General features: G+C 56.9%; 23 protein-coding genes. 14 read left to right on the forward strand and 9 right to left on the reverse strand.

The window, feature by feature from the left end; genetic code table 11:
• Positions 1 to 202: 202 nt before the first annotated feature.
• The 5 genes from can to grpE all read right to left on the reverse strand — a co-directional run bounded on the left by can (position 203) and on the right by grpE (position 5,772).
• Positions 203 to 871 carry a carbonate dehydratase gene (can, locus tag ACFPM8_RS20760; RefSeq protein ID WP_379000569.1) on the reverse strand — a complete coding sequence of 223 codons (669 nt, stop codon included), beginning with the start codon at positions 869 to 871 and terminating at the stop codon, positions 203 to 205.
• Positions 872 to 1,000: 129 nt separating this feature from the next.
• Positions 1,001 to 1,603 (reverse strand): chalcone isomerase family protein, encoded by a 603-nt coding sequence (locus tag ACFPM8_RS20765; protein WP_379000571.1) that lies wholly within the window; start codon positions 1,601 to 1,603, stop codon positions 1,001 to 1,003.
• 211 nt (positions 1,604 to 1,814) lie between these two features.
• Entirely contained in the window at positions 1,815 to 2,939 is a 1,125-nt protein-coding gene (gene dnaJ / locus ACFPM8_RS20770) for a molecular chaperone DnaJ (RefSeq protein WP_379000573.1), read from the reverse strand.
• 262 nt (positions 2,940 to 3,201) lie between these two features.
• Positions 3,202 to 5,136, reverse strand: coding sequence for a molecular chaperone DnaK (dnaK, locus tag ACFPM8_RS20775; protein WP_379000575.1), 1,935 nt, complete (start codon positions 5,134 to 5,136; stop codon positions 3,202 to 3,204).
• Between the two features lie 96 nt (positions 5,137 to 5,232).
• Positions 5,233 to 5,772 (reverse strand): nucleotide exchange factor GrpE, encoded by a 540-nt coding sequence (gene grpE / locus ACFPM8_RS20780; RefSeq protein ID WP_379000577.1) that lies wholly within the window; start codon positions 5,770 to 5,772, stop codon positions 5,233 to 5,235.
• 115 nt (positions 5,773 to 5,887) lie between these two features.
• Between grpE and ACFPM8_RS20785 the strand changes: the two genes are divergently transcribed.
• Positions 5,888 to 6,106 (forward strand): hypothetical protein, encoded by a 219-nt coding sequence (locus ACFPM8_RS20785; RefSeq protein WP_379000579.1) that lies wholly within the window; start codon positions 5,888 to 5,890, stop codon positions 6,104 to 6,106.
• 135 nt (positions 6,107 to 6,241) lie between these two features.
• Here the strand turns inward: ACFPM8_RS20785 and hemH are convergent, their stop codons facing one another.
• From hemH to ACFPM8_RS20800, 3 genes are all read right to left on the reverse strand, one after another.
• Positions 6,242 to 7,348, reverse strand: coding sequence for a ferrochelatase (hemH, locus tag ACFPM8_RS20790; protein WP_379000581.1), 1,107 nt, complete (start codon positions 7,346 to 7,348; stop codon positions 6,242 to 6,244).
• A gap of 35 nt (positions 7,349 to 7,383) precedes the next feature.
• Complete coding sequence (gene recN, locus ACFPM8_RS20795) at positions 7,384 to 9,042, reverse strand: DNA repair protein RecN (RefSeq protein WP_379000584.1); 1,659 nt, start codon at positions 9,040 to 9,042, stop codon at positions 7,384 to 7,386.
• A 100-nt stretch (positions 9,043 to 9,142) separates the two neighbouring features.
• Complete coding sequence (locus tag ACFPM8_RS20800; RefSeq protein ID WP_379000586.1) at positions 9,143 to 10,072, reverse strand: NAD kinase; 930 nt, start codon at positions 10,070 to 10,072, stop codon at positions 9,143 to 9,145.
• A gap of 45 nt (positions 10,073 to 10,117) precedes the next feature.
• On the opposite strand from ACFPM8_RS20800, the gene ACFPM8_RS20805 reads away from it, so the two are divergent.
• Positions 10,118 to 10,891, forward strand: coding sequence for an HAD family hydrolase (locus tag ACFPM8_RS20805; protein WP_379000588.1), 774 nt, complete (start codon positions 10,118 to 10,120; stop codon positions 10,889 to 10,891).
• 52 nt (positions 10,892 to 10,943) lie between these two features.
• Positions 10,944 to 11,966 (forward strand): heat-inducible transcriptional repressor HrcA, encoded by a 1,023-nt coding sequence (gene hrcA, locus ACFPM8_RS20810; RefSeq protein WP_379000591.1) that lies wholly within the window; start codon positions 10,944 to 10,946, stop codon positions 11,964 to 11,966.
• Positions 11,967 to 12,053: 87 nt separating this feature from the next.
• On the opposite strand, the gene fur is transcribed toward hrcA, so the two are convergent.
• The gene (gene fur / locus ACFPM8_RS20815) at positions 12,054 to 12,482 is read right to left on the reverse strand and encodes a ferric iron uptake transcriptional regulator (RefSeq protein WP_379000593.1); all 429 of its coding nucleotides are present in this window, start codon (positions 12,480 to 12,482) and stop codon (positions 12,054 to 12,056) included.
• A gap of 161 nt (positions 12,483 to 12,643) precedes the next feature.
• On the opposite strand from fur, the gene ACFPM8_RS20820 reads away from it, so the two are divergent.
• The 11 genes from ACFPM8_RS20820 to ACFPM8_RS20870 all read left to right on the forward strand — a co-directional run bounded on the left by ACFPM8_RS20820 (position 12,644) and on the right by ACFPM8_RS20870 (position 24,238).
• Positions 12,644 to 13,129, forward strand: coding sequence for an outer membrane protein assembly factor BamE (locus ACFPM8_RS20820; RefSeq protein WP_379000595.1), 486 nt, complete (start codon positions 12,644 to 12,646; stop codon positions 13,127 to 13,129).
• A 33-nt stretch (positions 13,130 to 13,162) separates the two neighbouring features.
• Positions 13,163 to 13,969 carry a 4-hydroxy-tetrahydrodipicolinate reductase gene (gene dapB / locus ACFPM8_RS20825; RefSeq protein WP_379000597.1) on the forward strand — a complete coding sequence of 269 codons (807 nt, stop codon included), beginning with the start codon at positions 13,163 to 13,165 and terminating at the stop codon, positions 13,967 to 13,969.
• Positions 13,970 to 14,177: 208 nt separating this feature from the next.
• The gene (locus ACFPM8_RS20830; RefSeq protein ID WP_379000598.1) at positions 14,178 to 14,870 is read left to right on the forward strand and encodes a MotA/TolQ/ExbB proton channel family protein; all 693 of its coding nucleotides are present in this window, start codon (positions 14,178 to 14,180) and stop codon (positions 14,868 to 14,870) included.
• 105 nt (positions 14,871 to 14,975) lie between these two features.
• Entirely contained in the window at positions 14,976 to 15,407 is a 432-nt protein-coding gene (locus tag ACFPM8_RS20835; RefSeq protein WP_379000599.1) for an ExbD/TolR family protein, read from the forward strand.
• A gap of 365 nt (positions 15,408 to 15,772) precedes the next feature.
• Positions 15,773 to 17,278: a DUF535 family protein gene (locus ACFPM8_RS20840; RefSeq protein ID WP_379000601.1), complete on the forward strand. Its 1,506-nt coding sequence runs from the start codon at positions 15,773 to 15,775 to the stop codon at positions 17,276 to 17,278.
• Positions 17,279 to 17,425: 147 nt separating this feature from the next.
• Entirely contained in the window at positions 17,426 to 20,071 is a 2,646-nt protein-coding gene (gene leuS, locus ACFPM8_RS20845) for a leucine--tRNA ligase (RefSeq protein ID WP_379000603.1), read from the forward strand.
• Positions 20,072 to 20,135: 64 nt separating this feature from the next.
• On the forward strand, positions 20,136 to 20,696 hold the full coding sequence (locus ACFPM8_RS20850; RefSeq protein WP_379000605.1) for an LPS-assembly lipoprotein LptE: 561 nt from the start codon (positions 20,136 to 20,138) through the stop codon (positions 20,694 to 20,696).
• An 11-nt stretch (positions 20,697 to 20,707) separates the two neighbouring features.
• Positions 20,708 to 21,724 carry a DNA polymerase III subunit delta gene (gene holA, locus ACFPM8_RS20855; RefSeq protein WP_379000606.1) on the forward strand — a complete coding sequence of 339 codons (1,017 nt, stop codon included), beginning with the start codon at positions 20,708 to 20,710 and terminating at the stop codon, positions 21,722 to 21,724.
• A gap of 8 nt (positions 21,725 to 21,732) precedes the next feature.
• Complete coding sequence (locus tag ACFPM8_RS20860) at positions 21,733 to 22,998, forward strand: glutamate-5-semialdehyde dehydrogenase (protein ID WP_379000608.1); 1,266 nt, start codon at positions 21,733 to 21,735, stop codon at positions 22,996 to 22,998.
• 50 nt (positions 22,999 to 23,048) lie between these two features.
• Entirely contained in the window at positions 23,049 to 23,471 is a 423-nt protein-coding gene (locus tag ACFPM8_RS20865; protein WP_379000611.1) for a CopD family protein, read from the forward strand.
• A gap of 164 nt (positions 23,472 to 23,635) precedes the next feature.
• The gene (locus ACFPM8_RS20870; RefSeq protein ID WP_379000613.1) at positions 23,636 to 24,238 is read left to right on the forward strand and encodes a 2-hydroxychromene-2-carboxylate isomerase; all 603 of its coding nucleotides are present in this window, start codon (positions 23,636 to 23,638) and stop codon (positions 24,236 to 24,238) included.
• The last annotated feature ends 67 nt before the right edge of the window (positions 24,239 to 24,305 follow it).

Here is a 24,305-nt window from a genome sequence, read left to right on the forward strand (position 1 = left end):
GGGCGGATGAGCGCAGCGTTATCCGCCGCTTCGGATGCGGCGCTTGCGCTTGACGCATCCAACACGGCGGAAGGCGCTACGCTTTTCCGCCCTACGTCTCTAATCAGACGCGACGTTTAAATTGCAATGAAATTCACTTGCGGGATAAAAAAAGACGGCCAAATATTTGGCCGTCTTTTTTTTAGGGTTCAGATTTAAAACATCAATCCTCGTACCGCTTCAAGCTGTCCGCCATCCCCTTGGCCAGATCCTCCATGCAGCTGACAGTCACACCCAAGTCCCGCAGCAAGCCATCCTGCAAGCCGTAGACCCAGCTATGAATCGTCAATTGCTGGCCGCGTTCCCAGGCATCCTGGACGATGGTGGTGCGGCAGATATTCCCGACCTGCTCCATTGAATTGAGTTCGCACAGGCGGTCGTGGCGGACGTTTTCCGGTAATGCCTCGCCCAGATAGCGCTCATGTTTCTGATGCACGTCCTCAACGTGGCGCAGCCAGTTATCGGCCAGTCCGACCCGGCGCTTGGTGAGCGCCGCATGGACCCCGGAACAACCATAATGGCCGACCACGAAAACGTGTTTCACCTTCAGCACGTCGACCGCGAATTGCAGCACGGACAGGCAGTTCAAGTCGCTATGCGCAACCACGTTGGCGATGTTGCGATGAACGAATAACTCGCCCGGCAGCAAACCCAGCAACTCGTTTGCCGGCACCCGACTATCGGAACAACCGATCCAGAAATACTCCGGCGTCTGTTGCGCTGCCAGTGTTTTGAAAAACTCCGGTTCGCGGGCAATAATTTCGGCTGCCCATTCGCGGTTGCTCTGGAAAAGTTGTTCTCTGGTCAGGGTTTGCTTGTTGTTTGCTGTCATCGTTTTCTATGGATAAGGTTTGATCCGCATGTATTTTTTACAACGCATGCATGACGTCGTGGCCCTCATTTTATAGAACTTGGAGAATGTCATCCGATTTGATCCGATTCGGCGACGACGCTCTGATTCCTAGCTCGCCGCCTGCCCCAGCATTTGCGACTTTAAATTGAAATCGGCCGGACTGTCGCCCAACCATATTTTCAGCAAGGCGTTATAGAAAGCCAGGTCGGGAAGCACGTCCGACATCATCTTGCCGTTGATGCTGAACTGGGTGCCGGTTCCGGGAATCCAGTCGGTAATCAGCACGTCGCCCTTTTTCAGTTCGAGAATCTTGCTGAACAATTCGCCAAATTTCTGCAACTGATTGGCAATTTTCGCTTTTTCCGTTTTATCCGAATTGTTGTGAATCCCTTTGATGAAAGCGCGGCTGAAATCTTCGCTGCTGACGTCGCGCAGCATGACCAGCTCGACCCGGCGCGGTCCTGGAACAGCCAGCACATCGGGCACCGTGGTCTTCTTTTCAGTTAAGTAGAGTGCCGCGGTATACACCTTGAAAACGGCCTTATAGCGGATCCCGGCGCCATTCAGTTTGAGATCCTGGTTGCCGACGCGCGCCGTTTCGTCAATCTTGACGCCGGCCAGATCGAGCGCCATGCCGCTTTGCGACAAGGTCAATGCCGATAATACGCAAGCGCATGCCAACGTACGCTTCAGATAAGTTAATGCCTTCATGTCTCCTCCTGGGGGTTTTGTTTATGGTGTTAATCGCGTGTAAAAGTACGATCGTTTTATTATTATTCTTACAGCTTAAAGAGCCGCGCCGCATAATGCAATCTAGAAATTGTTACAGCCGGGACACATAAAAAAAGCCGCCAATCAAAATGATCGGCGGCTTTTTACGCAATGCAATTAATCCTGCAATTTCCAGCAACCAAGTCCGCAATTACTCGAAGAACTCTTTGACCTTGTCTTTCCAGGACTTGGTTTGCGGATTGTGCTTGGCGCCGCCTTCGGCCGTCAGCAGTTCGAATTCTTGCAGCAATTCTTTCTGACGATCGCTCAGCTTGACCGGCGTTTCAACCACGACGTGGCAGAACAGGTCGCCGGCATAACCGGAACGCACGCCTTTGATACCCTTGCTGCGTAAACGGAATGTTTTACCCGATTGCGTACCGTCCGGGATCGTGAACGTGGCTTTGCCGTTCAGCGTCGGCACTTCGATTTCTCCGCCCAGTGCCGCCTTGGCGAACGAGATCGGCATTTCGCAATGCAGGTCGTCGCCATCGCGCTGGAATACCGGATGCGGTTTGATATGGATTTCGACATACAGGTCGCCGGTCGGACCGCCGTTCATGCCGGGTTCGCCGTTGCCCGACGAACGAATCCGCATGCCGTCGTCGATCCCTGCCGGGATTTTGACTTCCAGCGTCTTGTTGCGCTTGATGCGGCCAGCGCCGCTGCAAGATGGGCATGGCTCGGGAATGATCTTGCCGGCGCCATGACATTTGGGACAAGTCTGCTGAATGCTGAAGAAACCCTGTTGCATCCGCACCTGGCCGTGACCGCCGCAAGTCGGGCAAGTGATCGGGTCGGTTCCCGGCTTGGCGCCGCTGCCGTGGCAAGGCTCGCACTCGCTCCAGGACGGCACCCGGATGGTGGTATCGAAACCGTGTGCAGCCTGTTCCAGCGTGATGTCCAGGTTGTAGCGCAAGTCGGCTCCGCGATACACCTGCGGACCGCCGCGGCCGCCGCGCGCGCCGCCACCGCCGAAGATATCGCCGAAGATATCGCCGAACGCATCGGCAAATCCGCCGCCGCCACCACCGCCGCCACCCATATTGGGATCGACGCCGGCATGGCCGTAGCGGTCGTACGCCTCGCGCTTTTGCGGATCCGACAGCATCTCGTAGGCTTCCTTGCCTTCCTTGAATTTCTCTTCCGCACCCTTGCTATCCGGATTGCGGTCGGGATGATGCTTCATCGCGAGTTTGCGGTACGCCTTCTTGATTTCATCATCAGAAGCGTTTTTCGCAACACCCAGTATTTCGTAAAAATCACGTTTCGCCATCTTTTGGCATCCTATCGTTTAAGCGAAAACGCCGAACAGAGCATCGCATGGATGACATCTGCCCGGCGCGTCATTGCGGTGGACACCTCTAAAAACCTACTGCAGAGCTTGGCAAACCCGCCAATCTCGGGGCTGTGATGCTCGCTGTACCTCCGTACAGCTGCGCTTCTCGCCCCGACCTTGGGCCGCTCGCTACGGTTTTTCGAGGTGCCATTCTTTATTCCAGGCTGGCCTGGAATAAAGCAACCGCTCGACGAAGATATTACTTATCTTTGACTTCTTTGAAGTCGGCATCAACGACGTCGTCTTCTTTCGGCTTGGCTTCGGATGCACCGGCGCCGCCTTCAGCACCGCCGCCCGCTGCCTGCTGCGCCTGCATATCGGCATACATCTTTTCGCCGAGCTTTTGCGCCGCGTTGGTCAGGGCCAAGGTCTTGGCGTCGATGGCGGCCTTGTCGCTGCCCTTCAACGCCTCTTCCAGTTCCTTGATGGCGGCTTCGATGCTTTCCTTCTCGCCGGCGTCCAGCTTGTCGCCGTATTCGGTCAGGGATTTGCGGGTCGAATGCACCAGCGCGTCGCCTTGGTTGTGAGCTTCGGCAACTTCCTTCAGACGCTTGTCTTCTTCGGCGTTGGCTTCGGCGTCACGCACCATTTTCTGGATTTCTTCTTCGGTCAAGCCGGAGTTGGCCTTGATCGTGATCTTGTTTTCCTTGCCGGTGGCCTTGTCCTTGGCGCCGACGTGGAGAATGCCGTTGGCGTCGATGTCGAAGGTCACTTCGATCTGCGGCGTACCGCGTGCGGCCGGTGGAATGCCTTCCAGGTTGAATTCGCCCAGGCCCTTGTTGCCGGCAGCCATTTCGCGCTCGCCCTGGTAAACCTTGATGGTGACCGCAGGCTGATTGTCGTCAGCGGTCGAGAACACTTGGCTGAACTTGGTCGGGATGGTGGTGTTCTTTTGAATCATCTTGGTCATCACGCCACCCAGCGTTTCGATGCCCAGCGACAGCGGAGTCACGTCCAGCAGCAGCAAGTCCTTGCGGTCACCCGACAACACCGAACCCTGGATCGCAGCGCCAACCGCTACCGCTTCGTCAGGATTGACGTCCTTGCGTGGCTCCTTGCCGAAGAATTCCTTCACCTTTTCCTGCACCTTAGGCATACGGGTCATGCCGCCGACCAGGATGATGTCGTCGATGTCGGATACTTTAACGCCGGCATCCTTGATCGCGGTGCGGCAAGGCTCGATGGTCTTGCTGATCAGTTCTTCGACCAGCGATTCCAGCTTGGCGCGCGTCATCTTCAGGTTCAAGTGGACCGGGCCGCCGTTCGCCATTGCGATGTAAGGCTCGTTGATTTCAGTTTGTTGCGACGACGACAGTTCGATCTTGGCGCGCTCTGCGGAAGCCTTGATGCGTTGCAGCGCGATCGCATCCTTGCTCAGGTCGATGCCGTTGATCTTCTTGAACTCGTCCAGGATGTAGTCGATGATGCGTTGGTCGAAATCTTCACCGCCGAGGAAGGTGTCGCCGTTGGTGGACAGCACTTCAAATTGTTTTTCGCCGTCGACATCGGCGATTTCGATGATGGAAATGTCGAAAGTACCGCCGCCCAAATCGTACACGGCGATCTTGCGGTCGCCCTTTTCCGCCTTGTCCATGCCGAATGCCAGCGCTGCCGCAGTCGGTTCATTGATGATGCGCTTGACGTCCAGACCGGCGATACGGCCGGCATCCTTGGTCGCCTGACGTTGCGCGTCGTTGAAATAAGCAGGTACGGTAATGACCGCTTCGGTCACTTCTTCGCCGAGATAGTCTTCGGCGGTTTTCTTCATCTTGCGCAGCACTTCTGCGGAGATTTGCGGCGGAGCCAGTTTTTGATCGCGTACGCCGATCCAGGCATCGCCGTTATCGGCTTTAACGATTTGGAAAGGCATCAGCGCGATGTCTTTTTGCACTTCTTTTTCGTCGAATTTACGGCCGATCAGACGCTTCGCTGCGTAAATCGTGTTCTTTGGATTAGTTACGGCCTGACGCTTGGCAGGTGCACCAACCAGGATTTCGCCATCTTCCTGATAAGCGATGATGGACGGCGTGGTACGCGCGCCTTCCGAGTTTTCGATGACTTTAGGCTGGCCGTTCTCAATGACGGAAACGCAAGAGTTGGTGGTACCCAAGTCAATGCCGATAATTTTACCCATGTTTTATTCCTTTACTGAATATCTGAAGTTTGTTTGGATGGTCTGAATATTGGGAGAAAAATGTCGCTTTCAAGCATGCGCCGAGCGACTTTTCTGTTATTTGCCTTGCGCTACGGTGACCAGTGCCGGCCGCAACAGGCGATCCGCAATGGTGTAACCCTTTTGCAGCACGGTCACTATGGTGTTGGCTTCCTGCTCCGCCGGCACCATCGACACCGCCTGATGCTTCATCGGGTCCAGTTTGTCGCCCGCTTGCGGTGCAATCTCCAACAACCGATTCCGTTCGAACGCGGAAGACAACTGCTTCAGCGTCATGTCCACGCCTTCTTTCAGCGCTTCGAGGGTTGGGGTCTCGATTTTCAACGCGATTTCGAGGCTGTCCTTGACCGGCACCAATGCCTCGGCAAATCCTTCAATCGCAAATTTGTGCGCGCGTGCAATGTCCTCTTGGGCACGGCGACGGATGTTTTCCGCTTCAGCCTTGGCGCGCAGGAAAGCATCTTGCATCTCTGCAATTTTGGCTTGCGCCTCGGCCAACTGCATTTCCAGCGTCGGCTCCGCGGCTACCGCTGCTTCTTCTGCCGCTGCGTTCTTGTCGATTGGCGCTTGTTCGCCCTGATTTTCCATAAATTCCATTCAAAAATCTCCCACAATCAATGACTTAGTAATGCATAGAAGCCCAAATGAGGCTTGCCCCTACTTTTTCAAGGGTTAAAGGTGTAAGCACTTGCGATTCGGGTGCAGGAACAATTTGAAACAAGATTTACCAGCCCGGGTTTGCTGCACTGCCACAGAAAGACTAAGCTGTTTGCACAAGCCAAGCATGCAACAACGCCCTGAAAATGATTTCACGAAAGGGAAAATCATGAAATTGCCGTTGATTTCCGCATTTCTTATTGTGTATATCCTGCTGGCAGCAAGCTGGATCAGCTACTCGCAATTGATCCCTTTGTACCTGCCTTTTGTATAAGCTCTGGGAAACTTACGGAACTAAAACATCCTCATTTGGTCGTCCGAACTTGAAGTTCGGCGCCATTATAGTTGCGTCATCCTGCGCGATGACGCTAAAAGTCTAAAATTCTTTCAGGAAAGTCTGCTTATCGACCTACTGCGAGGCGCCCAAACGTTCCGCCTGCTGTAGCGAGGCCTTCGCTTGCAGCTTTGCCTGTTCCCGCTCGCTGCTCGACAAATGGGTCGGCCACCCGATCAGGTTTTCCTCCGCCAACGCTGCCATTGCCGAAATCCACGTCGGCGACTCATTCAGGCAAGTGATGAAATGAAACTCCTTGCCGCCGGCGGTCAGGAAATCCTGCTTGGCCTCCATCCCGATTTCCTCCAGCGTCTCCAGGCAATCGCTGGTAAATCCCGGACATATCACGTCAACCCGCTGGACTCCCTGCTTCGCCAGTTTTTGCAAAGTCGGCGCGGTGTACGGCTGCAGCCATTCGGCCTTGCCAAAACGCGACTGGAAAGTCACCAGGTATTGCTCAGGGCTCAGCCCAAGTTGTTGCGCCAGCAGGCGTGCGGTCTTTTGACATTCGCAATGGTAGGGATCGCCCAGCTTCAGGGTGCGCTTCGGCACGCCATGAAAGCTCATGACCAGTTTCTCTGACACGCCATTCATTTCCCAGTGAGCCAGCACTGACTCTTTCAAGGCCTGGATATACGCTTCATGATCGTGATAATGCTTGACGAAGCGCAATTCCGGCACATTGCGCACTTGGGCGTAATGCTCAAAAACCGCATCGTAAATCGAGGCGGTTGTGGTGCCGGAATATTGCGGATACGCAGGCAAAATCAGGATCCGCTCGCAGCCGTCGGTTTTCAGCCGCTCAAGCACCTCCGGCAGCGACGGATTGCCATAGCGCATGGCATAAGCCACCTGGACTTGGTGGCCGCGCTCGCCAAGGTAGCCGCGCAACAGGCTCGCCTGCTTTTCGGTATGCACCTTCAGCGGCGAGCCGTCCTTGCTCCAGATCGATGCGTATTTTTGCGCCGATTTGCCCGAGCGAAACGGCAAAATCGCGCCATGCAAAATCCACCACCAGATCGCCCGCGGAATTTCCACCACTCTTGGATCGGACAAAAATTGTTTCAGATAACGTCGCACCGCTTTAGTGGTCGGCGCATCCGGCGTGCCCAGATTGACCAGCAGCACCGCAGTCTTCGCAATTTTGCCATGGGTAAAAACTGGTTCTTTACGAAATGCCATGTGGGTTTTCCAGAGAATGAGGGCGCTCGAACGTCTTACGATGCCAGCAGTTCGCGCGCGTGTTTGCGCGTGGTTGCGGTAATCTCCAGGCCGCCGAGCATGCGCGCGATTTCTTCGACGCGGTTCTTGGCATCCAGCCCGTCGATCGCCGACACGGTCTTGTTATCCTGGCTTTGCTTGCTGACCTGGAAGTGCTGGTTGGCTTGGCTGGCGACCTGCGGCAGGTGGGTCACGCACAATACCTGGCGATCCTGGCCCAGCCGCTTCAACAGGCGTCCAACCACTTCGGCCACGGCGCCGCCGATACCACTGTCGACTTCGTCGAAAATCAAAGTCGGGGTTGCTGTGGCGCTTGAAGTAATGACCGAAATCGCCAGCGCAATCCGCGCCAGCTCGCCGCCGGAAGCAACCTTGGCCAGCGCGCGCGGCGCCACGCCGGCATGACCGGCAACCAGGAACTCAACCTGCTCGACGCCGTAACTGGCAGGCTCGCAAGGATTCAGCGCCACCGCAAAGCGGCCCCCGTTCATGCTCAAATCCTGCATCGCGGCGGTCACCGCCGTGCCGAGTGCAGTAGCGGCTTTGGCCCGCGCTTTGGACAGTTTTTGCGCTAATGTCAGATAGGCCGATTTAAGTTTGTCTTCCTGCGCCCGCAGGGCGTCGAGATCGCTGGCATCGGCCAGTTGGCGCAGTTGCTGCGACAATGTTTCCAGTTCCTGCGGCAGCTCATCCGGCGCCAGACGGAACTTGCGCGCGGTCGAATGGATGGCTTCCAGCCGGCCTTCGACCTCATGCAGGCGTGCCGGGTCCAGCTCGACCCGGCTCAGATAATCGTTGAGCGCGTAGACCGCCTCTTGCAGCTGGATGCGCGCCGGTTCCAGCGCTTCCAGCACCGGCTTCAGGCTGCTATCGACAGCGACCAGTTTGCCGATCTTTTGATTCAGCGCCGACAATTGCGACAGCATCGGCTGCTCGGCTTCGGAAATCGCATTCAGCGCTTCCTGCGCGCCTTCGATCAGGCTGGCGGCATGCGACAGGCGACTGTGTTCGTTGCTGATTTCATCCCATTCGCCGGGTTTGACCGCCAGCTTTTCCAGCTCGCGGACTTGCCAATCGAGCCGCTCGCGTTCCAGCAAGACATTCTTGGCATTGGTTTCAAATTCTTCGCGCTGCCGGGCCAGCGAGCGCCAGCTTTTGAACGCCGCGGCGACCGCCTGCAGATCGTCTTGCAAGCCCGCTTGCTCATCCAGCAGGACGCGCTGGGCATCGTTCTTCAGCAAGGACTGGTGCGCGTGCTGGCCATGTATATCGACCAGCATTTCGCCCAGTTCGCGCAATTGCGCCGCGGTCGCCGCAACACCGTTGATATAGGCTTTGGAACGGCCGGCATTGTCGATCACGCGACGCAGCAGCACGCCGCCTTCTTCGCTCTCGAATTCGTTTTCGGCCAGCCACGTGCCGATACCGTTGGCGGCATCGTCCTGGATCGAGAACTCGGCCGTCACGTCGGCTTTGGCCGCGCCTTCGCGCACCACGCTGGCGTCGCTGCGACCGCCCAGCGCCAACGCCAGCGCGTCGATCAGGATGGACTTGCCGGCGCCGGTTTCTCCGGTGAATACGGTGAAGCCGGCGGCGAACTCAAGCTCGATGGCATCGACGATGACAAAATCGCGGATTGAAAGTGTGCGCAACATGGGGGTCTGAGGTTGATTCAAAAGTGGTGAGGGAAACGAGAGATGCAGCGCAGATCATTACATCCGCGCAATCATGGCTATAGCTGCATACATTGACAGCTCACTTCAACCGCCCTTCCGCCGACGGGTATTCGTTCCAGTGCAGTTTTTGCCGCAGCGTGTCGTAATAGCTCCAGCCGCCCGGGTGCAAAAAGGTGATGGTGTGCTCCGAACGGCGCACCAGGATGCGATCGCCATGCTGCAAACTGGCCAGCGATTGCATGTCGAAGTTGACGCTGATATCGCGGCCGTTGACGACTTCGATCACGATTTCACTGCTGTCCGGGATCACGATCGGCCGATTCGACAACGCATGCGGCGCGATCGGCACCAGCACGATGCCGCCCAGCGAAGGATGCAGCAACGGGCCGCCGGCGGATAAGGCATACGCGGTGGAGCCGGTCGGCGTCGCCACGATCAAGCCGTCCGAACGCTGGTTGTACATGAAGCGGCCGTCGACCTCGACCATCAGTTCGCACATGCCGGAAGTCGCACCGCGCGACACCACCACGTCGTTGAACGCCAGCGCACTGAAAATCTGTTGACCGTCGCGCACGACCGAGCCTTGCAACAGGCTGCGGCGCTCCGATTCGACATTGCCATCCAACATTTCGCCCAATACCGGCAACATCCGTTCCAGCGAAATATCGGTAATAAATCCGAGCCGCCCCTGATTAATCCCGATCAACGGCACGTCATAGGGCGCCAGCTGGCGGGCGATACCGAGCATGGTGCCGTCGCCGCCGACAATAATCGCGGCGTCGGCTTGCTCGCCGATCTGGGCCGGCGTCATCGCCGGAAACCCTTCCAGCGCGACGTTCTGGGCGGTCTCGGCTTCAAACACGACGTGATGCCCGCGCTCTTGCAAAAAGTCGACGATTTCAGTTAATGATTCGGAAATGCCGGCGGCAAAATACTTGCCAACGATGGCAATCGTTCTCGGCATAAGCTTAGGCGGAACCGCCTGGGAAGGTAATTTTATGGGCCACATGCTGGCGATTAGACCATAATTTAGGCTTGCATTGAAGGATACCCGATGACCCTGACAGATATTTCAGCCCTTGGTCCAGCCGATCGGCCGGACGCTCAAGCGACGATCAAAGCCGTCTTGTTCGACCTCGACGATACGCTGTGGCCGATCGTGCCGGTGATTCAGCGTGCCGAGCAATTGCTGTATGACTGGCTGCAACAGCATGCGCCGGCAGTGCCCCGGCAATTCACGATTGAAGACTTGCGTCAGCAGCGCCTGGAATTAAGCGCAAGCAATCCCGTATTCAAATTTGATTTATGGAAGCTGCGCCACGCCGCCTTGTGCGAGGCTTTCAGCAGCGTTGGCGAAGATGTCGGCAAAGTCGACGCGGCGATGGAGATATTCTCCGAGGCGCGTCACGCGGTCACGCCGTTCGAGGATGTGCAGCCGGTGCTGACGCGGCTGCGCCAGCGCGTTTTGCTCGGCTCGGTGTCGAACGGCTTTGCCGATCTCGACAAAATCGGGCTGGCGCAGCATTTTCACGCGTCGATTGCAGCCCATAGCTTCGGCTGCGGCAAACCGGACCCGGCGATATTTCATGCCGCCTGCGCAGCCCTCAATGTCACGCCGGAACAAGCCGTCTTTGTCGGCGACGACCCGCTGCTGGACGTGGTCGGCGCTCAGCAAGCCGGCCTGCGGGCAGTCTGGATCAATCGCTTCGAACGTGTTCTGCCAGCCGGCATTAACGCCCACGCGACCTGCACCACCTTGCATGAGTTGGAAACATGGCTGGGACAAACCGCAAATCTGGGAATAAGCGACATCAAAAACAGTGTATAAGTGCATGCATAAGGTGCTGGCAAGCCAACCCTGTGCTCGCTAAAATACTCATATGCAACTCGATAATCGCGCTCAAACTCTACTCAAAGCCCTGGTCGAACGGTACATCGCCGACGGTCAGCCGGTCGGCTCGCGCGCGCTGTCAAAGATTTCCGGACTGGAATTATCGCCGGCAACCATACGCAACATCATGGCCGACCTGGAGGAAATGGGCTTCGTCGCCAGCCCCCACACCTCGGCCGGACGGGTGCCGACGCCGCGCGGCTACCGCATGTTTGTGGATACCTTGCTAACGGTCGAGCATATCGACGAAACCGCGCTCGAATCCAAAATGCAGGCGCGCCTGCAACCCAATTCACCGCAAAAAATCATTGCCAACGCCGCCCAGGTGCTGTCGTCGCTGTCGCACTTTGCCGGCGTGGTGCTGACGCCCCGGCGCGAATCGATCTTCCAGCAAATCGAATTCCTGCGGCTTTCGGAAAAACGCATTTTGCTGGTCATCGTCAGTCCCAATGGCGACGTGCAGAACCGCTTGCTGCTCACCGATGTCGATTACACCCCATCGAAGCTGGTGCAAGCCGCCAATTACATCAACCAGCATTACGGCGGGCTGAGCCTGGACGATGTCCGCCTGCGCTTGCAAAGCGAGTTGCGCAAATTACGCGATGACATGACGTGGCTGATGCAGGCGGCGGTCGAAGCCGGCAGCGATGCGATGACCGACAATAGCGACGAGGTCGTGATTTCCGGCGAGCGCAACCTGCTCAGCGTCACCGACCTGTCGTCCAACATGGATTCGCTGCGCAAGCTGTTCGACATGTTCGAACACAAGACCAGCCTGATGCAATTACTCGACATCTCGGGCAAAGCAACCGGAGTACAGATTTTTATCGGCGGCGAGTCGCAACTGGTGCCGATGGATGAGATGAGCGTGGTCACCGCGCCGTATGAGGTCAACGGCAAGATCGTTGGCACGCTTGGAGTAATCGGCCCGACGCGGATGGCTTACGAGCGAGTGATACCGATTGTGGATATCACTGCGAAGTTGCTTTCGAATGCATTAAGTCAAAACTGACTAACTATTTGCGGGACAGAGTTTAAGAGCCACCACAGCGTGGCGAATTACTCTGCCCCCAACTAATCAGATAAAACTGATTAAATATCACCCGCCCTTTTTCTTACGACACTCCCGGCAGTGACCATAGAGCGCCAGTGCATGATCGGCAATCTCAAAATCGTGCTCTTTAGCAACATCCTTCTGGCGTCTTTCAATTTCCTCGTCGAAAAACTCCTCGACCAGACCGCAATCCAGACACACCAGATGATCGTGGTGCGAGCCCTCATTTAATTCAAACACGGCCTTGCCGGTTTCAAAATGATTGCGCTGCAATAACCCTGCTTGTTCGAATTGCGTCAACACGCGATAAACGGTAGCCAGACCGACATCGAGATTATCGTTCAGCAGAATTTTATAAACATCTTCAGCGCTCAGGTGACGCACGTCGCTGTTCTGGAAAATTTCCAGGATTTTCAGTCGCGGCAAGGTCGCCTTGAGACCGCTGGCTTTGAGTTCGGATGGATTGTTCGGCATGTTTTGGTCAAAAATGGATTATCTGCTTTATCATATAGCGTTTTAGCACAGTTGCTCAATCAATTGAGATCCTTATGCGAATGTTGCTCTCCCGTCCTGCCCGTACCTCTGCTTTGACACTTGCCGCTATTTTTCTGGCCGGTTGTGCGTCAAAAAACCCATTGATTGACGAAGCGCCCGCAACTGCCAACGCGACCGCCGCGACTGCCGCACCGGCATCTGCAAGCGCCTCCAGCGGTGTTCAAACCGTCAAGCAGCAACGCTTTCTTGGCATTTTTTCGCCCTATCGCATCGATATTCAGCAAGGAAATTTCGTTTCGAAGGAAATGCTGGCCCAGGTTAAAGAAGGCATGACCCGCGATCAGGTGCGCTTCGCCCTTGGCTCGCCGCTGGTCACAGATCTATTCCACGAAGATCGCTGGGATTATGTATTCCGCCTGCAAAAAGGCAATGGCGAAATAACCACCAGCCGCGTCAGCACCTTCTTCAAGGACAATGTCCTGGTGCGCATCGAAGGCGGCGACCTGCCGACTGAAAGCGAGTATCTGTCGAGAATTTCAGGCGGTGCGGCGGAAGCCAAAAAGGAAGTCAAGAATGTCGAGACGACGCCAACTGCCCCTACCCCATCTGCTCCCACCGGATTCTAATAGGCCAACTGTTCAGATCGTCGAATTAAAAAAATGAATCAAATGAAAATTGCCGTTGCAGGCGCCTCAGGACGTATGGGACGCATGCTGGTCGAAGCCATTCAAAACGCCGATGACGCCATCCTGGCAGGCGCTTTGGGCGTACCTGGCGCGCCCGAGTTAGGTACCGATGCAGCCGCCTTCCTGGGCAAACCCGCCGGCGTTGCTATCGAATCGGATCTTGCCAAGGGCTTGGCCAGTGCTGCTTACCTGATTGATTTCACGCGTCCGGAAGGCACGCTGAAGCATCTTGAATATTGCGCCGCCCACGGCATCAAGATGATTATCGGCACCACCGGTTTTGATGAAGCCGGCAAAGCGGCGATTGCTGCGGCGGCAGAAAAGATAGCCATCGTTTTTGCCCCCAACATGAGCGTCGGCGTCAACGTCACGATGAAATTGCTGGAACTGGCAGCCAAGAGTTTTTCGCATGGCTACGACATCGAAGTCATAGAAGCCCACCACCGCCACAAAGTCGACGCGCCATCCGGCACCGCGCTGATGATGGGTGAAGTCATCGCCGATGCGCTTGGCCGCAAACTGGACGACGTCGCTGTCTACGCCCGCGAAGGCGTTACCGGCGAGCGCGATCCTTCGTCGATCGGTTTTGCCACCATCCGCGGCGGCGATATCGTCGGCGATCACACTGTGCTATTTGCCGGCATCGGCGAACGGATCGAGATCACGCACAAATCATCCAGCCGCATCACATATGCGCATGGCAGCCTGCGCGCCGCGCGCTTCCTGAGCGACAAGACCAGCGGCTTGTATGACATGCAGGATGTGTTAGGCCTGCGCTAAATCTGCACCAGCGCATGCGCACGAATGAGCTCCCGGCATCCTGCCTTGAATACCGGGAGCGCTTCCTGAAACTGCTCTCGCTTACGTGTGCAATACAGTTGAGGACAGAGTAATTCGCCTTCGGTGGTCCTTAAACTTTGTCCCGCAATTGATTACATAACGCTGTAAAGCCGCTTGTTTGGCGCTTTCACTTTTTTGGATCCATGACATGAATCAAACCTTCGGACTTGCTCAATACTGGTCACAAAGCGACGCCATTTCGCATTCGGTTGCTTACGTGTTGCTGTTGATGTCGGTGGTCAGCTGGTTTTACATCCTGTCGAAAGCCTGGAGTTCGTGGCGCATCCGCAAGAGTTCCGCGGCGCTGGATGGTTTCTGGCAAGCGCCGACGCTAGCCGATGCGATCGCGGCAATCAAGTCGAGCGATACCGAAAACGTCTACACCCCGCTGGCGGCGCAAGCAGCCGATGCGGCTGCCATCAAGCCACCGGCAGCAGGAACGCCGGCGGCATCGCTGAACGCCGCGACCGATCCCGGTGAATTAATTACCCGCACTTTGCGGCGCGAAATCAATCGCGTGTCGTCGCGGCTGGAAAGCGGCTTGACCTTGCTGGCGTCGGTCGGCTCGACCGCGCCGTTCGTTGGCTTGTTCGGCACGGTATGGGGTATTTATCATGCGCTGATGGCAGTTTCCTCTACCGGCACGGTACAAATCGACAAGGTCGCCGGACCGGTCGGCGAGGCCCTGATCATGACCGCGCTCGGCTTGGTAGTAGCGATCCCGGCAGTGCTGGCCTATAACGCATTTACGCGCGTCAATCGCATTACGCTGGCCGAACTCGATGCGTTTGCGCACGACATACATGCATACCTGACTACCGGCAGCCGGGTCGGCAATTAGTCGCTTTACCAGTCAGTTGGGGACAGAGTAATTCGCCGCAGGATAAACCTTGGCGACTCTTAAACTCTGTCCCGCAAATAGTTAACAATCAATTCGGGAGCCAACATGGCATTCGGCGGATTTAACGACAATCAGAATCAAGCGCCAATGGCGGATATCAATATCACGCCTATGGTTGACGTCATGCTGGTGCTGCTGGTGATTTTCATCATCACCGCGCCGCTCTTCACACACGCGATCAAGGTCGACTTGCCGACTGCACAGGCGGCGCCGGCACCGGAAAAGCCGGAGACTATCGCGCTGTCGATCAATAGCGACGGGAAAATGTTCTGGAACAACGACCCAGTCCAGGAAAATGAACTGGAAACGCGGCTAGTCGCTGCCGCCCAACGTCAACCGCAACCGGAATTGCAATTGCGGGCGGACAAAGATACCCGCTATCAGGTACTGGCGCAGGTCATGTCGCTGGCTCAGGGCAACGGCCTGACCAAAATCGGCTTTGTGACCGTACCCGGGGCAAGCGCCGCTGCCAAATAATCCGGCTTTGCTTGCGTCACGCATTGCTTTATGGCGCTTCACCTCACTACCAAACGCTGACACGCAATAAATTCCGCATAACAACGTCGATGCTTCCGGCATCGGCGATCTTACAGCTGCCTACTTATATGTCGATCTGACATGTAAACCTTCTGCTTTACCGTCCCCTCCCCACCTATCTGCCCTAGATTTACTCGCGCCAGTGAGCCCGGAGGACAAATCTAAATGTATCTTGATGTATCAATCAGTAACTTTATATGTTAATTTACGTATCTATGCGTCAACTCCCTGGGTGAAACACTAACAATCCGCGGCTATTTCTAACAATACCGCCATCCCCTTCGCCTCATTTCTCGCTTCGGCACATGATTTTGTCCTCTTACAACCACTCACTATGGTCGTCGTTCGGCGCCCCGACCGATGTTATCGGCATCCCGTTGATGCTGGCACTGGCGCTTGCCGAATGGAGTATTTATCTGGTGCCGACCAGCCTCGCGGCCATATGGATCCGCGGTAATAAAGCAATCCGTCTTACCTCGGTCAAAGCATTGGTGACAGCGGTTGGGGCGGTGCTGCTAAGCAGGGCTATTGCAGTGCTTTGGGACTGGTCCCAGCCGGCAGCAGAAACCGGCGATAGCTATCTGGATCTCGCAACGACCGGACATTACCTTTCCCCTAGCGTCAAATTCGCCATTATTCTTGCCGCCGGACTGTCGCTGTGGACTGCAAAAACCATCAAGACCAAATGGCTAGGTTTGCTGCTGGTGGCGCTGTCGCTGGTGGTCGGCTGGGCCAGGGTTTTTCTTGGCATGCACTGCCCGTTGGATATTTTTTGCACCGGAATCGTCTCGCTGGCGATGATGTTGGCGGTTAATTCAAAATTCGGCACCGCATTCAGCCGACGCATTACCGGGCTGATTGATCATGGCTATCGGAATCTGGCGCTACTGCCGGAACTGTCGCACCAAAATGCCTCGCGCGTGACCCTGAGGAGCTGCCTGGCGCACTCGCGGCCAGGCCTGTCTTACGTTGCCAAGCAGGTAAAAGTGACCGCGCGAACATTTGCCCACTATCACCTGACGCGACGCTGGCTGGCATATTGGAACACCTCCCCGATGCACGCCGCCTTGGCCAAAGCCACGCCCAGGCTGTTGCAAAAGATCTACCGCCCTTATCAGTCGATCCGCTTGCGCCGCCAGGACCGATTGAACATCCTGATCTCGCATTACAACTTCGTATTACAGCAGGGGCTGGGGCCGTTAGTGCTGCTTGCGACACGCTCCCCGGTCGTCTTGGGCAGCTTCAGCGGCAAATCCGGGGCCGCCTATGAAATCCGGCTGTCGGCGATTGCCACTTTGGATCGGGAAGGTGAACTGACCCTGGATCTATGCTGCGATCAGCAGCGGCTGTTTTCGGTCGCTTTTACCTTTTGCGGCAACGAGCTGCAACCATGCGTCGGTATCGGTTGCCTGCAAGGTCCGCGCGGCAGCGATGCGCAGGAACGGGTGCGCAGCGCAACCCGCGACATGTTTGGATTGCGGCCCAAAAGTTTGATGGTGCGCCTGGTACGCGAAATCGGCCAGGCATACGGCTGCAAAAACCTGATCCTGGTAGCCAACCGCAACCGCGTGATGGTGCATCAGATGCGCAAGGGGCAGGTATTCGCCGACTACGATGAATTTTGGCAAGAGCTGGGTGCCGTGCGGCGGGCGGACGGCGACTTTCAACTGCTGTGCGGCGCTATTCCAGCGCCGGACCTGCAGGAAATCCCTTCTCACAAACGCTCGGAAGCAAGAAAGCGTATCGACTTGATTCAACGCGCCGTGCAGGCTACACGTGCCGGCTTCAGCAATACTTTTGCCGGCGCCTGAAACCGGCTGGCTGCGATGCAGCCGGCAACGCTCCCCTAGGAGCCTGTATGAGCATGCGCTAAAGCGACACCTGAACCAGTATAATCACCGGTTCAGAGCCATTTCGTCCGGCAAACTCTCACTTTCACCTAATAGCCCCATCCCGTCATGCAAGAAAAATACAGCCCAACCGACGTCGAAAAATCGGCGCAAGACCACTGGCATGCGATCGACGCCTACAAGGCTGTCGAACACGCCAAAGACCAGAACGGCCAAGACAAGAAGAAGTTTTACGCCTGCTCGATGCTGCCCTACCCATCCGGCAAGCTGCATATGGGCCATGTGCGCAACTACACGATCAATGACGTGATGTACCGCTACCTGCGAATGAACGGCTACAACGTGCTGATGCCTATGGGTTGGGACGCGTTCGGCATGCCGGCGGAAAACGCGGCGATGGCCAACGGCGTGCCGCCGGCGCAATGGACTTACGCCAACATCGCGCATATGAAAAAGCAGATGCAGGCGATGGGACTGGCGATCGACTGGTCGCGCGAAATGACCGCCTGCACGCCCGAGTATTACAAGTGGAACCAGTGGATGTTCCTGAAGATGCTGGAGCAAGGCATCATCTACAAAAAAACCGGCACCGTGAACTGGGATCCGATCGATCAAACCGTCCTGGCCAACGAGCAAGTCATCGACGGTCGCGGCTGGCGCTCCGGCGCGCTGATCGAGAAGCGCGAAATCCCGATGTACTACGCCAAGATCACCGACTACGCGGAAGAACTGCTGGAGCACGTCGAAACCAAATTGCCCGGCTGGCCGGAACGCGTGCGCCTGATGCAAGCCAACTGGATCGGCAAATCGACCGGCGTCCGCTTTGCTTTCCCGCACAAAATCGAAGACAACGGCCACCTGATCAACGACGGCAAATTGTGGGTTTTCACCACCCGCGCCGACACCATCAAGGGCGTCACCTTTTGCGCCGTGGCGCCGGAACACCCATTGGCCACCTTCGCCGCCAAGTCCGACCACGAGCTGGCTGAGTTCATCGCCGAATGCAAAAAGGGCAGCGTGATCGAAGCCGATATGGCGACGATGGAAAAGAAAGGCATGCCAACCGGCCTGCACGTATCGCATCCGCTGACCGGCCAGCAAGTCGAAGTCTGGGTCGGCAATTACGTGCTGATGACCTATGGCGATGGCGCTGTGATGGGCGTACCGGCGCATGACGAGCGCGACTTTGCGTTTGCGCAAAAATACGTGTTGCCGATCCGCCCGGTAATCGCGGTGGAAGGCAAAATCTATTCCGACGAAATTTGGCACGAATGGTATGCCGACAAGGAAAATGGCGTCTGCGTCAATTCCGGCAAATACGACGGCCTGAGCTATCAGCAGGCAGTCGATGCGATCGCCGCCGACCTTGCGGCGCGCGGCCTCGGCGAAAAGAAAGTCACATACCGTCTGCGCGACTGGGGGATCTCCCGGCAGCGCTATTGGGGCACCCCGATCCCTATCATTCACTGCAACGATTGCGGCGACGTCCCAGTACCGGAAAAAGACCTGCCGGTGGTATTGCCGGAAGATTGCGTGCCGGACGGCAGCGGCAATCCGCTCAACAAGCACGAAAAATTCCTGCACGTGGATTGCCCGAAATGCGGCAAACCCGGACGCCGTGAAACCGACACGATGGACACTTTTGTCGACTCGTCTTGGTACTACATGCGCTATTGCTCGCCAAAGAGCAATGAGGCCATGGTCGACTCGCGCAACGATTACTGGATGCCGATGGACCAGTACATCGGCGGCATCGAACACGCTGTGCTGCATCTGCTGTATGCGCGCTTCTGGACCAAGGTCATGCGCGACTTCGGCCTGATCAAGTTCGACGAACCGTTCACCAACCTGTTGACACAGGGCATGGTGCTGAACGAAACCTATTACCGCGAAGATGCCAGCGGCAAGAAGACCTGGCACAACCCGGAAGACGTGGAACTGACTTTCGATGACAAGGGACGGCCATTGTCGGCGATCCTGAAATCCGATGGCGCGCTGGTCGAAATCGGCGGCACCGAAAAGATGTCGAAGTCGAAAAACAACGGCATCGATCCGCAAGCGCAGATCGATCAATACGGCGCCGACACCGCCCGTCTGTTCACGATGTTCGCCTCACCGCCGGAGCAGACGCTGGAATGGTCGGGCGCCGGGGTGGAAGGCGCGAATCGCTTCCTGCGCCGGGTCTGGGCGTTCAGCTACGCCCGGGCCGCCAACATCGCGCCGGTCGCCAACGCCGATTTTTCCGGACTGGCGGACAGCCACAAAACCCTGCGCCGCGAAGTGCACAAGATTTTGCAACAAGCGGATCACGACCTGAAGCGGATCCAGTACAACACCGTGGTCTCGGCTTGCATGAAGATGCTCAACACGCTGGAAGCCGCCAAGCTCGACCAGTCGGCCGCCAGCAGCGCGGTCCTGACCGAAGGCTTGTCGATTTTCCTGCGCGTGCTGAACCCGGTCGCGCCGCACATCACGCACACGCTGTGGCAGGAACTCGGTTTTGCCGAAATCCATGGCGATATCCTCGATGCCAGCTGGCCGCAGGTGGATAGCGCGGCACTGGAACAAAGCGAAATCGAAATGATGATCCAGGTGAACGGCAAACTGCGCGGCAGCATTACCGTCGCCAAAGATGCCGACAAAGCCACCATCGAGGCCGCTGCGCTAGCCAACGAAAACGTGCAGAAATACCTCGAAGGCGCGCCGAAGAAAGTGATCGTGGTGCCGGGCAAACTGATCAATATCGTCGCTTGATTGGAACCGTGTGCGTATTAAGCGTCGCGTATCGCCCCTGAATCTTCAAACAAGGAAAGCCTGAATGTCTATTCGAATGTTGTCCAATTCCGGCTTGCGCTGGACGTTGACCCTGATCATGACGGCGATGCTGTGCGCCTGCGGCTTCCAGCTGCGGGGCTCGGCTAAATTGCCGTTCAAATCGATCTACCTGACGTTTGCCGATACCTCGCCACTAGGCACGGAATTGAAACGCAACATTCGAAATAGCGGCGACACCGCGATCATGCCAAGCGCAGAAGGTGCCGAGGCGATCCTGGAAGTGCTGGCCGAGACCAAGGAAAAAGTGATTCTGACGCTCAATAGTCAAGGCCGGGCCAGTGAATACATGCTGTATTACAAGCTGACCTTCCGCGTCAAAGACGCCCAGCAAAAAGAACTGCTGGCGCCGACCATGATCACGCTGAAGCGCGATATCAGCTACAACGTCTCGCAAGAGTTGTCGAAATCGGCAGAAGAGGTGCTGCTATATCGCGACATGCAAACGGATATGGTGCAGCAGGTCTTGCGTCGTCTGGCAGCGATCAAGACTGCACAGGCTACTCAGCCAACTGTGCCGGAGCAGTCCGTGCAGCCAGCCAAGTAAGAAGGACGGCAATGCAATTGCGGATTGATGCGCTCGACGGCCATTTGGCGAAAACGCTGGCGCCACTGTATGTAATTACCAGCGACGAGCATCTGCTGGCGCTGGAGGCATCCGACAAAATTCGCAAAAAGGCGCGCGCCAACGGCTGTACCGAGCGCGAGGTGCTGGTGGTCGACCGCACTTTCAAATGGGGGCAGCTGCTGGCCGCCAATCAGTCGCAATCGCTGTTCGGCGACAAAAAACTGATAGAACTGCGGATCCCCACCGGCAAACCAGGCAAGGACGGTGGTCAGGCATTGCAGGATTACGCGGCGGACCTGAGCCCCGATAACGTCACCATCATCAGCCTGCCAAAACTGGACTGGGCGACACAAAAGACGGCCTGGGTCGCCAGCCTGCAGCAGGCCGCGGTGTACATCGACATTCCACTGGTGGAACGCGCGCAATTACCGAACTGGATCGGGATCCGGCTCGCGGCCCAGCAACAGAGCGCAGACCGTCAATCGCTCGACTTCATCGCCGATCGGGTCGAAGGCAATTTGCTGGCGGCACACCAGGAAATCCAGAAGCTGGCCCTGTTGCATCCGCCCGGCAAACTCAGCTTCGAACAGATCCACGATGCGGTGCTGAACGTCGCCCGCTACGACGTATTCAAATTGAATGAAGCGATGCTGGCTGGCGATGCGGTGCGTTTGGTGCGCATGATCGACGGCTTGAAAGGCGAAGGCGAAGCGTTGCCGCTGGTGCTGTGGGCGGTTTCCGAAGAAATTCGTACTTTGCTGAGATTGAAATCCGGCGTCGAACAAGGCCGTCCGCTGGCCGCCCTGATGAAGGAATACCGGATCTGGGGGCCGCGCGAAAGATTGATGGAGCCGGCGTTGCGGCGACTCAGCCTGTCGACCCTGGAAGCGGCGCTGCAAGAGGCTGCGCAAATCGACAAAATGGTCAAAGGCCTGCGTGCCAAAGCTTTTGCCGGCGATGCCTGGGACGCGCTGTTGCAGCTGGGCTTGAAGATTGCACAGAAATAGAGGCTGATATGGATATCCAACACTACATGACCGAGCTCGGACAACGCGCGCGCGCGGCGTCGCGAGCGATGGCGCGGGCCGACAGCGCCGCCAAGAACCGTGCATTGACCTTGATCGCCGCCGCCATTCGCCGCGATGCGGCATTGTTGCGCGCCGCCAATCAACTTGATCTCGATGCGGCACGCGCCAACGGCATGGCGCCGGCGCTGCTGGATCGGCTGGCGCTGTCCGAGCAAGCAATCGCGACCATGATTGCAGGGCTGGAGCAAATCGTCGCCCTGCCGGATCCGATTGGTGAGATCTCCAACATGAAACACCGCCCGAGCGGAATTCAAGTCGGTCAAATGCGGGTGCCGCTGGGCGTCATCGGCATCATTTACGAAGCGCGGCCGAACGTGACCGTGGATGCCGCCGGCTTGTGCATCAAGAGCGGCAACGCGACCATTTTGCGCGGCGGCTCGGAAGCCCATCATTGCAATCAGGCGTTGGCAAAACTGGTCAAGGAAGGACTGGCCGGCGCCGGCCTGCCGGCAGACGCGGTACAGGTAGTCGACACCACCGATCGCGCCGCGGTCGGCGCATTGATCACGATGCCGCAATATGTCGACGTGATTGTCCCGCGCGGCGGCAAAGGCTTGATCGAACGCCTGATCAAGGAGTCGACGGTGCCGATGATCAAGCATCTCGACGGCATTTGCCACGTCTATATCGACGACCAGGCCGACCTCGATAAAGCGCTGAAAATCGCCTTCAACGCCAAGTGCCACCGTTACGGCACCTGCAACACGATGGAAACCTTGCTGGTGGCACGCGCCATCGCCGCGCAAGTGCTGCCCGAACTGGCGAAGTTGTACGGCACCAAACAAGTCGCGTTGCGCGCCGACCATGAAGCACAGCAGATCCTGCAGGGTTATCCGCATTTGAGCGCCGCCACCGAAGACGACTGGCGCACTGAATACCTGGACGCCATCCTCGCCGTCAAGATCGTCGCCGACATGGATGAGGCGATCGCCCACATCAATACCTATTCGTCGCAGCATACCGACAGCATCGTCACCGAAAACTACTCGCGCTCGATGCGTTTCCTGCGCGAAGTCGATTCCGCATCGGTGATGATCAATGCCTCGACCCGCTTTGCGGATGGCTTCGAGTTCGGCCTGGGTGCGGAAATCGGCATTTCCAACGACAAATTGCATGCGCGCGGACCGGTCGGGCTGGAAGGATTGACCTCGCTGAAATATGTGGTGTTCGGGCATGGGGAAGTGCGGGAATAGGCAACTCCATTTAACGCATTTATTGGCAATTTAAGAAAAGGACTCTCCTCATGCCCTGGATCAAAGCGCTGCACATCGTCTTCATCACCTCATGGTTCGCCGGCCTGTTTTACCTGCCTCGGATTCTGGTCAATCTGGCGCAAGAAACCGAGACGCTGGCGACCCAGCGCTTACTGTTGATGGCACGCAAGCTGTATCGCTTCATGTCGCTGCTGGCGATTCCCGCCATCCTGTTTGGCGGCTGGCTGTGGCTCGGTTACGGCATCGGCAAAGGTCCCGGCAACGGCTGGCTGCACGCCAAACTTTTCCTGGTGATCTTGCTGATCGGCTACCACCACGCCTGCGGCAGCCTGCTGAAAAAATTTGAACTCGGCGTCAACAAGCGCAGCCACACATGGTACCGCTGGTTTAATGAAGTACCGGTCGTGCTGCTGCTGGCAATCGTGATGCTGGTCGTCGTCAAACCGTTCTAAGAGCCTGTTCAAAATCTTACTGCGCGCCCGTGATCGGGGCTCATGCGCTGCTCGGAATCCTCATTTACTCAAGTAAATTCCGGTTCCTGCGCTGCTCTTCACCCCGCTGACGGGCGCTCGCTACAGATTTTGAACAGGCTCTAAGCCACGACTAAGGAAGCAACATGAGCAAACTCTGTGAATACTATTTCGCCCCCCAATCGCCATTTGCCTATCTGGGACATGCGCGACTGGTGGCGCTGGCCAAACAATATGGCGTGAAAATTGTGCTGAAGCCATGCGACATGGCCAGGATACTCAGCGTCTCGGGCGGCTTGCCGCTGGCCAAGCGCGCGCCGCAACGGCAGGCTTACCGGCTGCAGGAATTGCGGCGCTGGAGCAGCCATCTGCAAGTACCGTTGAATCTGCAACCCGCTTATTTCCCGGTGCCAAGCGACGACGCGGCCAAGCTGATCATCGCTGCGCAACTGGCGCATGGAACGGAGGCCGCGCTGGAACTGACCGGCGCCATCATGCGCGCGGTGTGGGCCGAGGAAAAGAATATTGCCGACGCCGACACGCTGGCGGCCATCGCCACGGAACTCGGTCACGACGGCAAGACCTTGCTCAAATCCGCCGCAACCGCCGGCATCCAGAGCGAGTTCGAGCGGTTTACCGACGAAGCCATTTCCGCCAATGTATTCGGCGTACCCTGGTACGTGGTCGACGGCGAAGGATTCTGGGGTCAGGATAGGCTCGATTTTGTCGAACGCGCATTTGCCAAATGAGTCTATATCAACAGTCAAAGCCATATCGCAACAACATATCAATAGTTCAATAGAAATCGAAAGGCAC

This window comes from Paraherbaspirillum soli, assembly GCF_042654985.1.
Taxonomy (GTDB): domain Bacteria; phylum Pseudomonadota; class Gammaproteobacteria; order Burkholderiales; family Burkholderiaceae_D; genus Paraherbaspirillum; species Paraherbaspirillum soli.

Excerpts from the sequence above, each read along its gene's own strand:
- recN (WP_379000584.1), bottom strand. The coding sequence starts at position 9,042 with ATGTTGCGCACACTTTCAATCCGCGATTTTGTCATCGTCGATGCCATC.
- ACFPM8_RS20860 (WP_379000608.1), top strand. The coding sequence starts at position 21,733 with ATGGATATCCAACACTACATGACCGAGCTCGGACAACGCGCGCGCGCG.
- hrcA (WP_379000591.1), top strand. The coding sequence starts at position 10,944 with ATGCAACTCGATAATCGCGCTCAAACTCTACTCAAAGCCCTGGTCGAA.
- ACFPM8_RS20850 (WP_379000605.1), top strand. The coding sequence starts at position 20,136 with ATGTCTATTCGAATGTTGTCCAATTCCGGCTTGCGCTGGACGTTGACC.
- dapB (WP_379000597.1), top strand. The coding sequence starts at position 13,163 with ATGAATCAAATGAAAATTGCCGTTGCAGGCGCCTCAGGACGTATGGGA.
- ACFPM8_RS20840 (WP_379000601.1), top strand. The coding sequence starts at position 15,773 with ATGATTTTGTCCTCTTACAACCACTCACTATGGTCGTCGTTCGGCGCC.
- ACFPM8_RS20830 (WP_379000598.1), top strand. The coding sequence starts at position 14,178 with ATGAATCAAACCTTCGGACTTGCTCAATACTGGTCACAAAGCGACGCC.
- fur (WP_379000593.1), bottom strand. The coding sequence starts at position 12,482 with ATGCCGAACAATCCATCCGAACTCAAAGCCAGCGGTCTCAAGGCGACC.
- ACFPM8_RS20765 (WP_379000571.1), bottom strand. The coding sequence starts at position 1,603 with ATGAAGGCATTAACTTATCTGAAGCGTACGTTGGCATGCGCTTGCGTA.
- holA (WP_379000606.1), top strand. The coding sequence starts at position 20,708 with ATGCAATTGCGGATTGATGCGCTCGACGGCCATTTGGCGAAAACGCTG.
- ACFPM8_RS20805 (WP_379000588.1), top strand. The coding sequence starts at position 10,118 with ATGACCCTGACAGATATTTCAGCCCTTGGTCCAGCCGATCGGCCGGAC.
- grpE (WP_379000577.1), bottom strand. The coding sequence starts at position 5,772 with ATGGAATTTATGGAAAATCAGGGCGAACAAGCGCCAATCGACAAGAAC.
- ACFPM8_RS20865 (WP_379000611.1), top strand. The coding sequence starts at position 23,049 with ATGCCCTGGATCAAAGCGCTGCACATCGTCTTCATCACCTCATGGTTC.
- leuS (WP_379000603.1), top strand. The coding sequence starts at position 17,426 with ATGCAAGAAAAATACAGCCCAACCGACGTCGAAAAATCGGCGCAAGAC.
- dnaK (WP_379000575.1), bottom strand. The coding sequence starts at position 5,136 with ATGGGTAAAATTATCGGCATTGACTTGGGTACCACCAACTCTTGCGTT.
- ACFPM8_RS20800 (WP_379000586.1), bottom strand. The coding sequence starts at position 10,072 with ATGTGGCCCATAAAATTACCTTCCCAGGCGGTTCCGCCTAAGCTTATG.
- ACFPM8_RS20870 (WP_379000613.1), top strand. The coding sequence starts at position 23,636 with ATGAGCAAACTCTGTGAATACTATTTCGCCCCCCAATCGCCATTTGCC.
- ACFPM8_RS20835 (WP_379000599.1), top strand. The coding sequence starts at position 14,976 with ATGGCATTCGGCGGATTTAACGACAATCAGAATCAAGCGCCAATGGCG.
- dnaJ (WP_379000573.1), bottom strand. The coding sequence starts at position 2,939 with ATGGCGAAACGTGATTTTTACGAAATACTGGGTGTTGCGAAAAACGCT.
- hemH (WP_379000581.1), bottom strand. The coding sequence starts at position 7,348 with ATGGCATTTCGTAAAGAACCAGTTTTTACCCATGGCAAAATTGCGAAG.
- can (WP_379000569.1), bottom strand. The coding sequence starts at position 871 with ATGACAGCAAACAACAAGCAAACCCTGACCAGAGAACAACTTTTCCAG.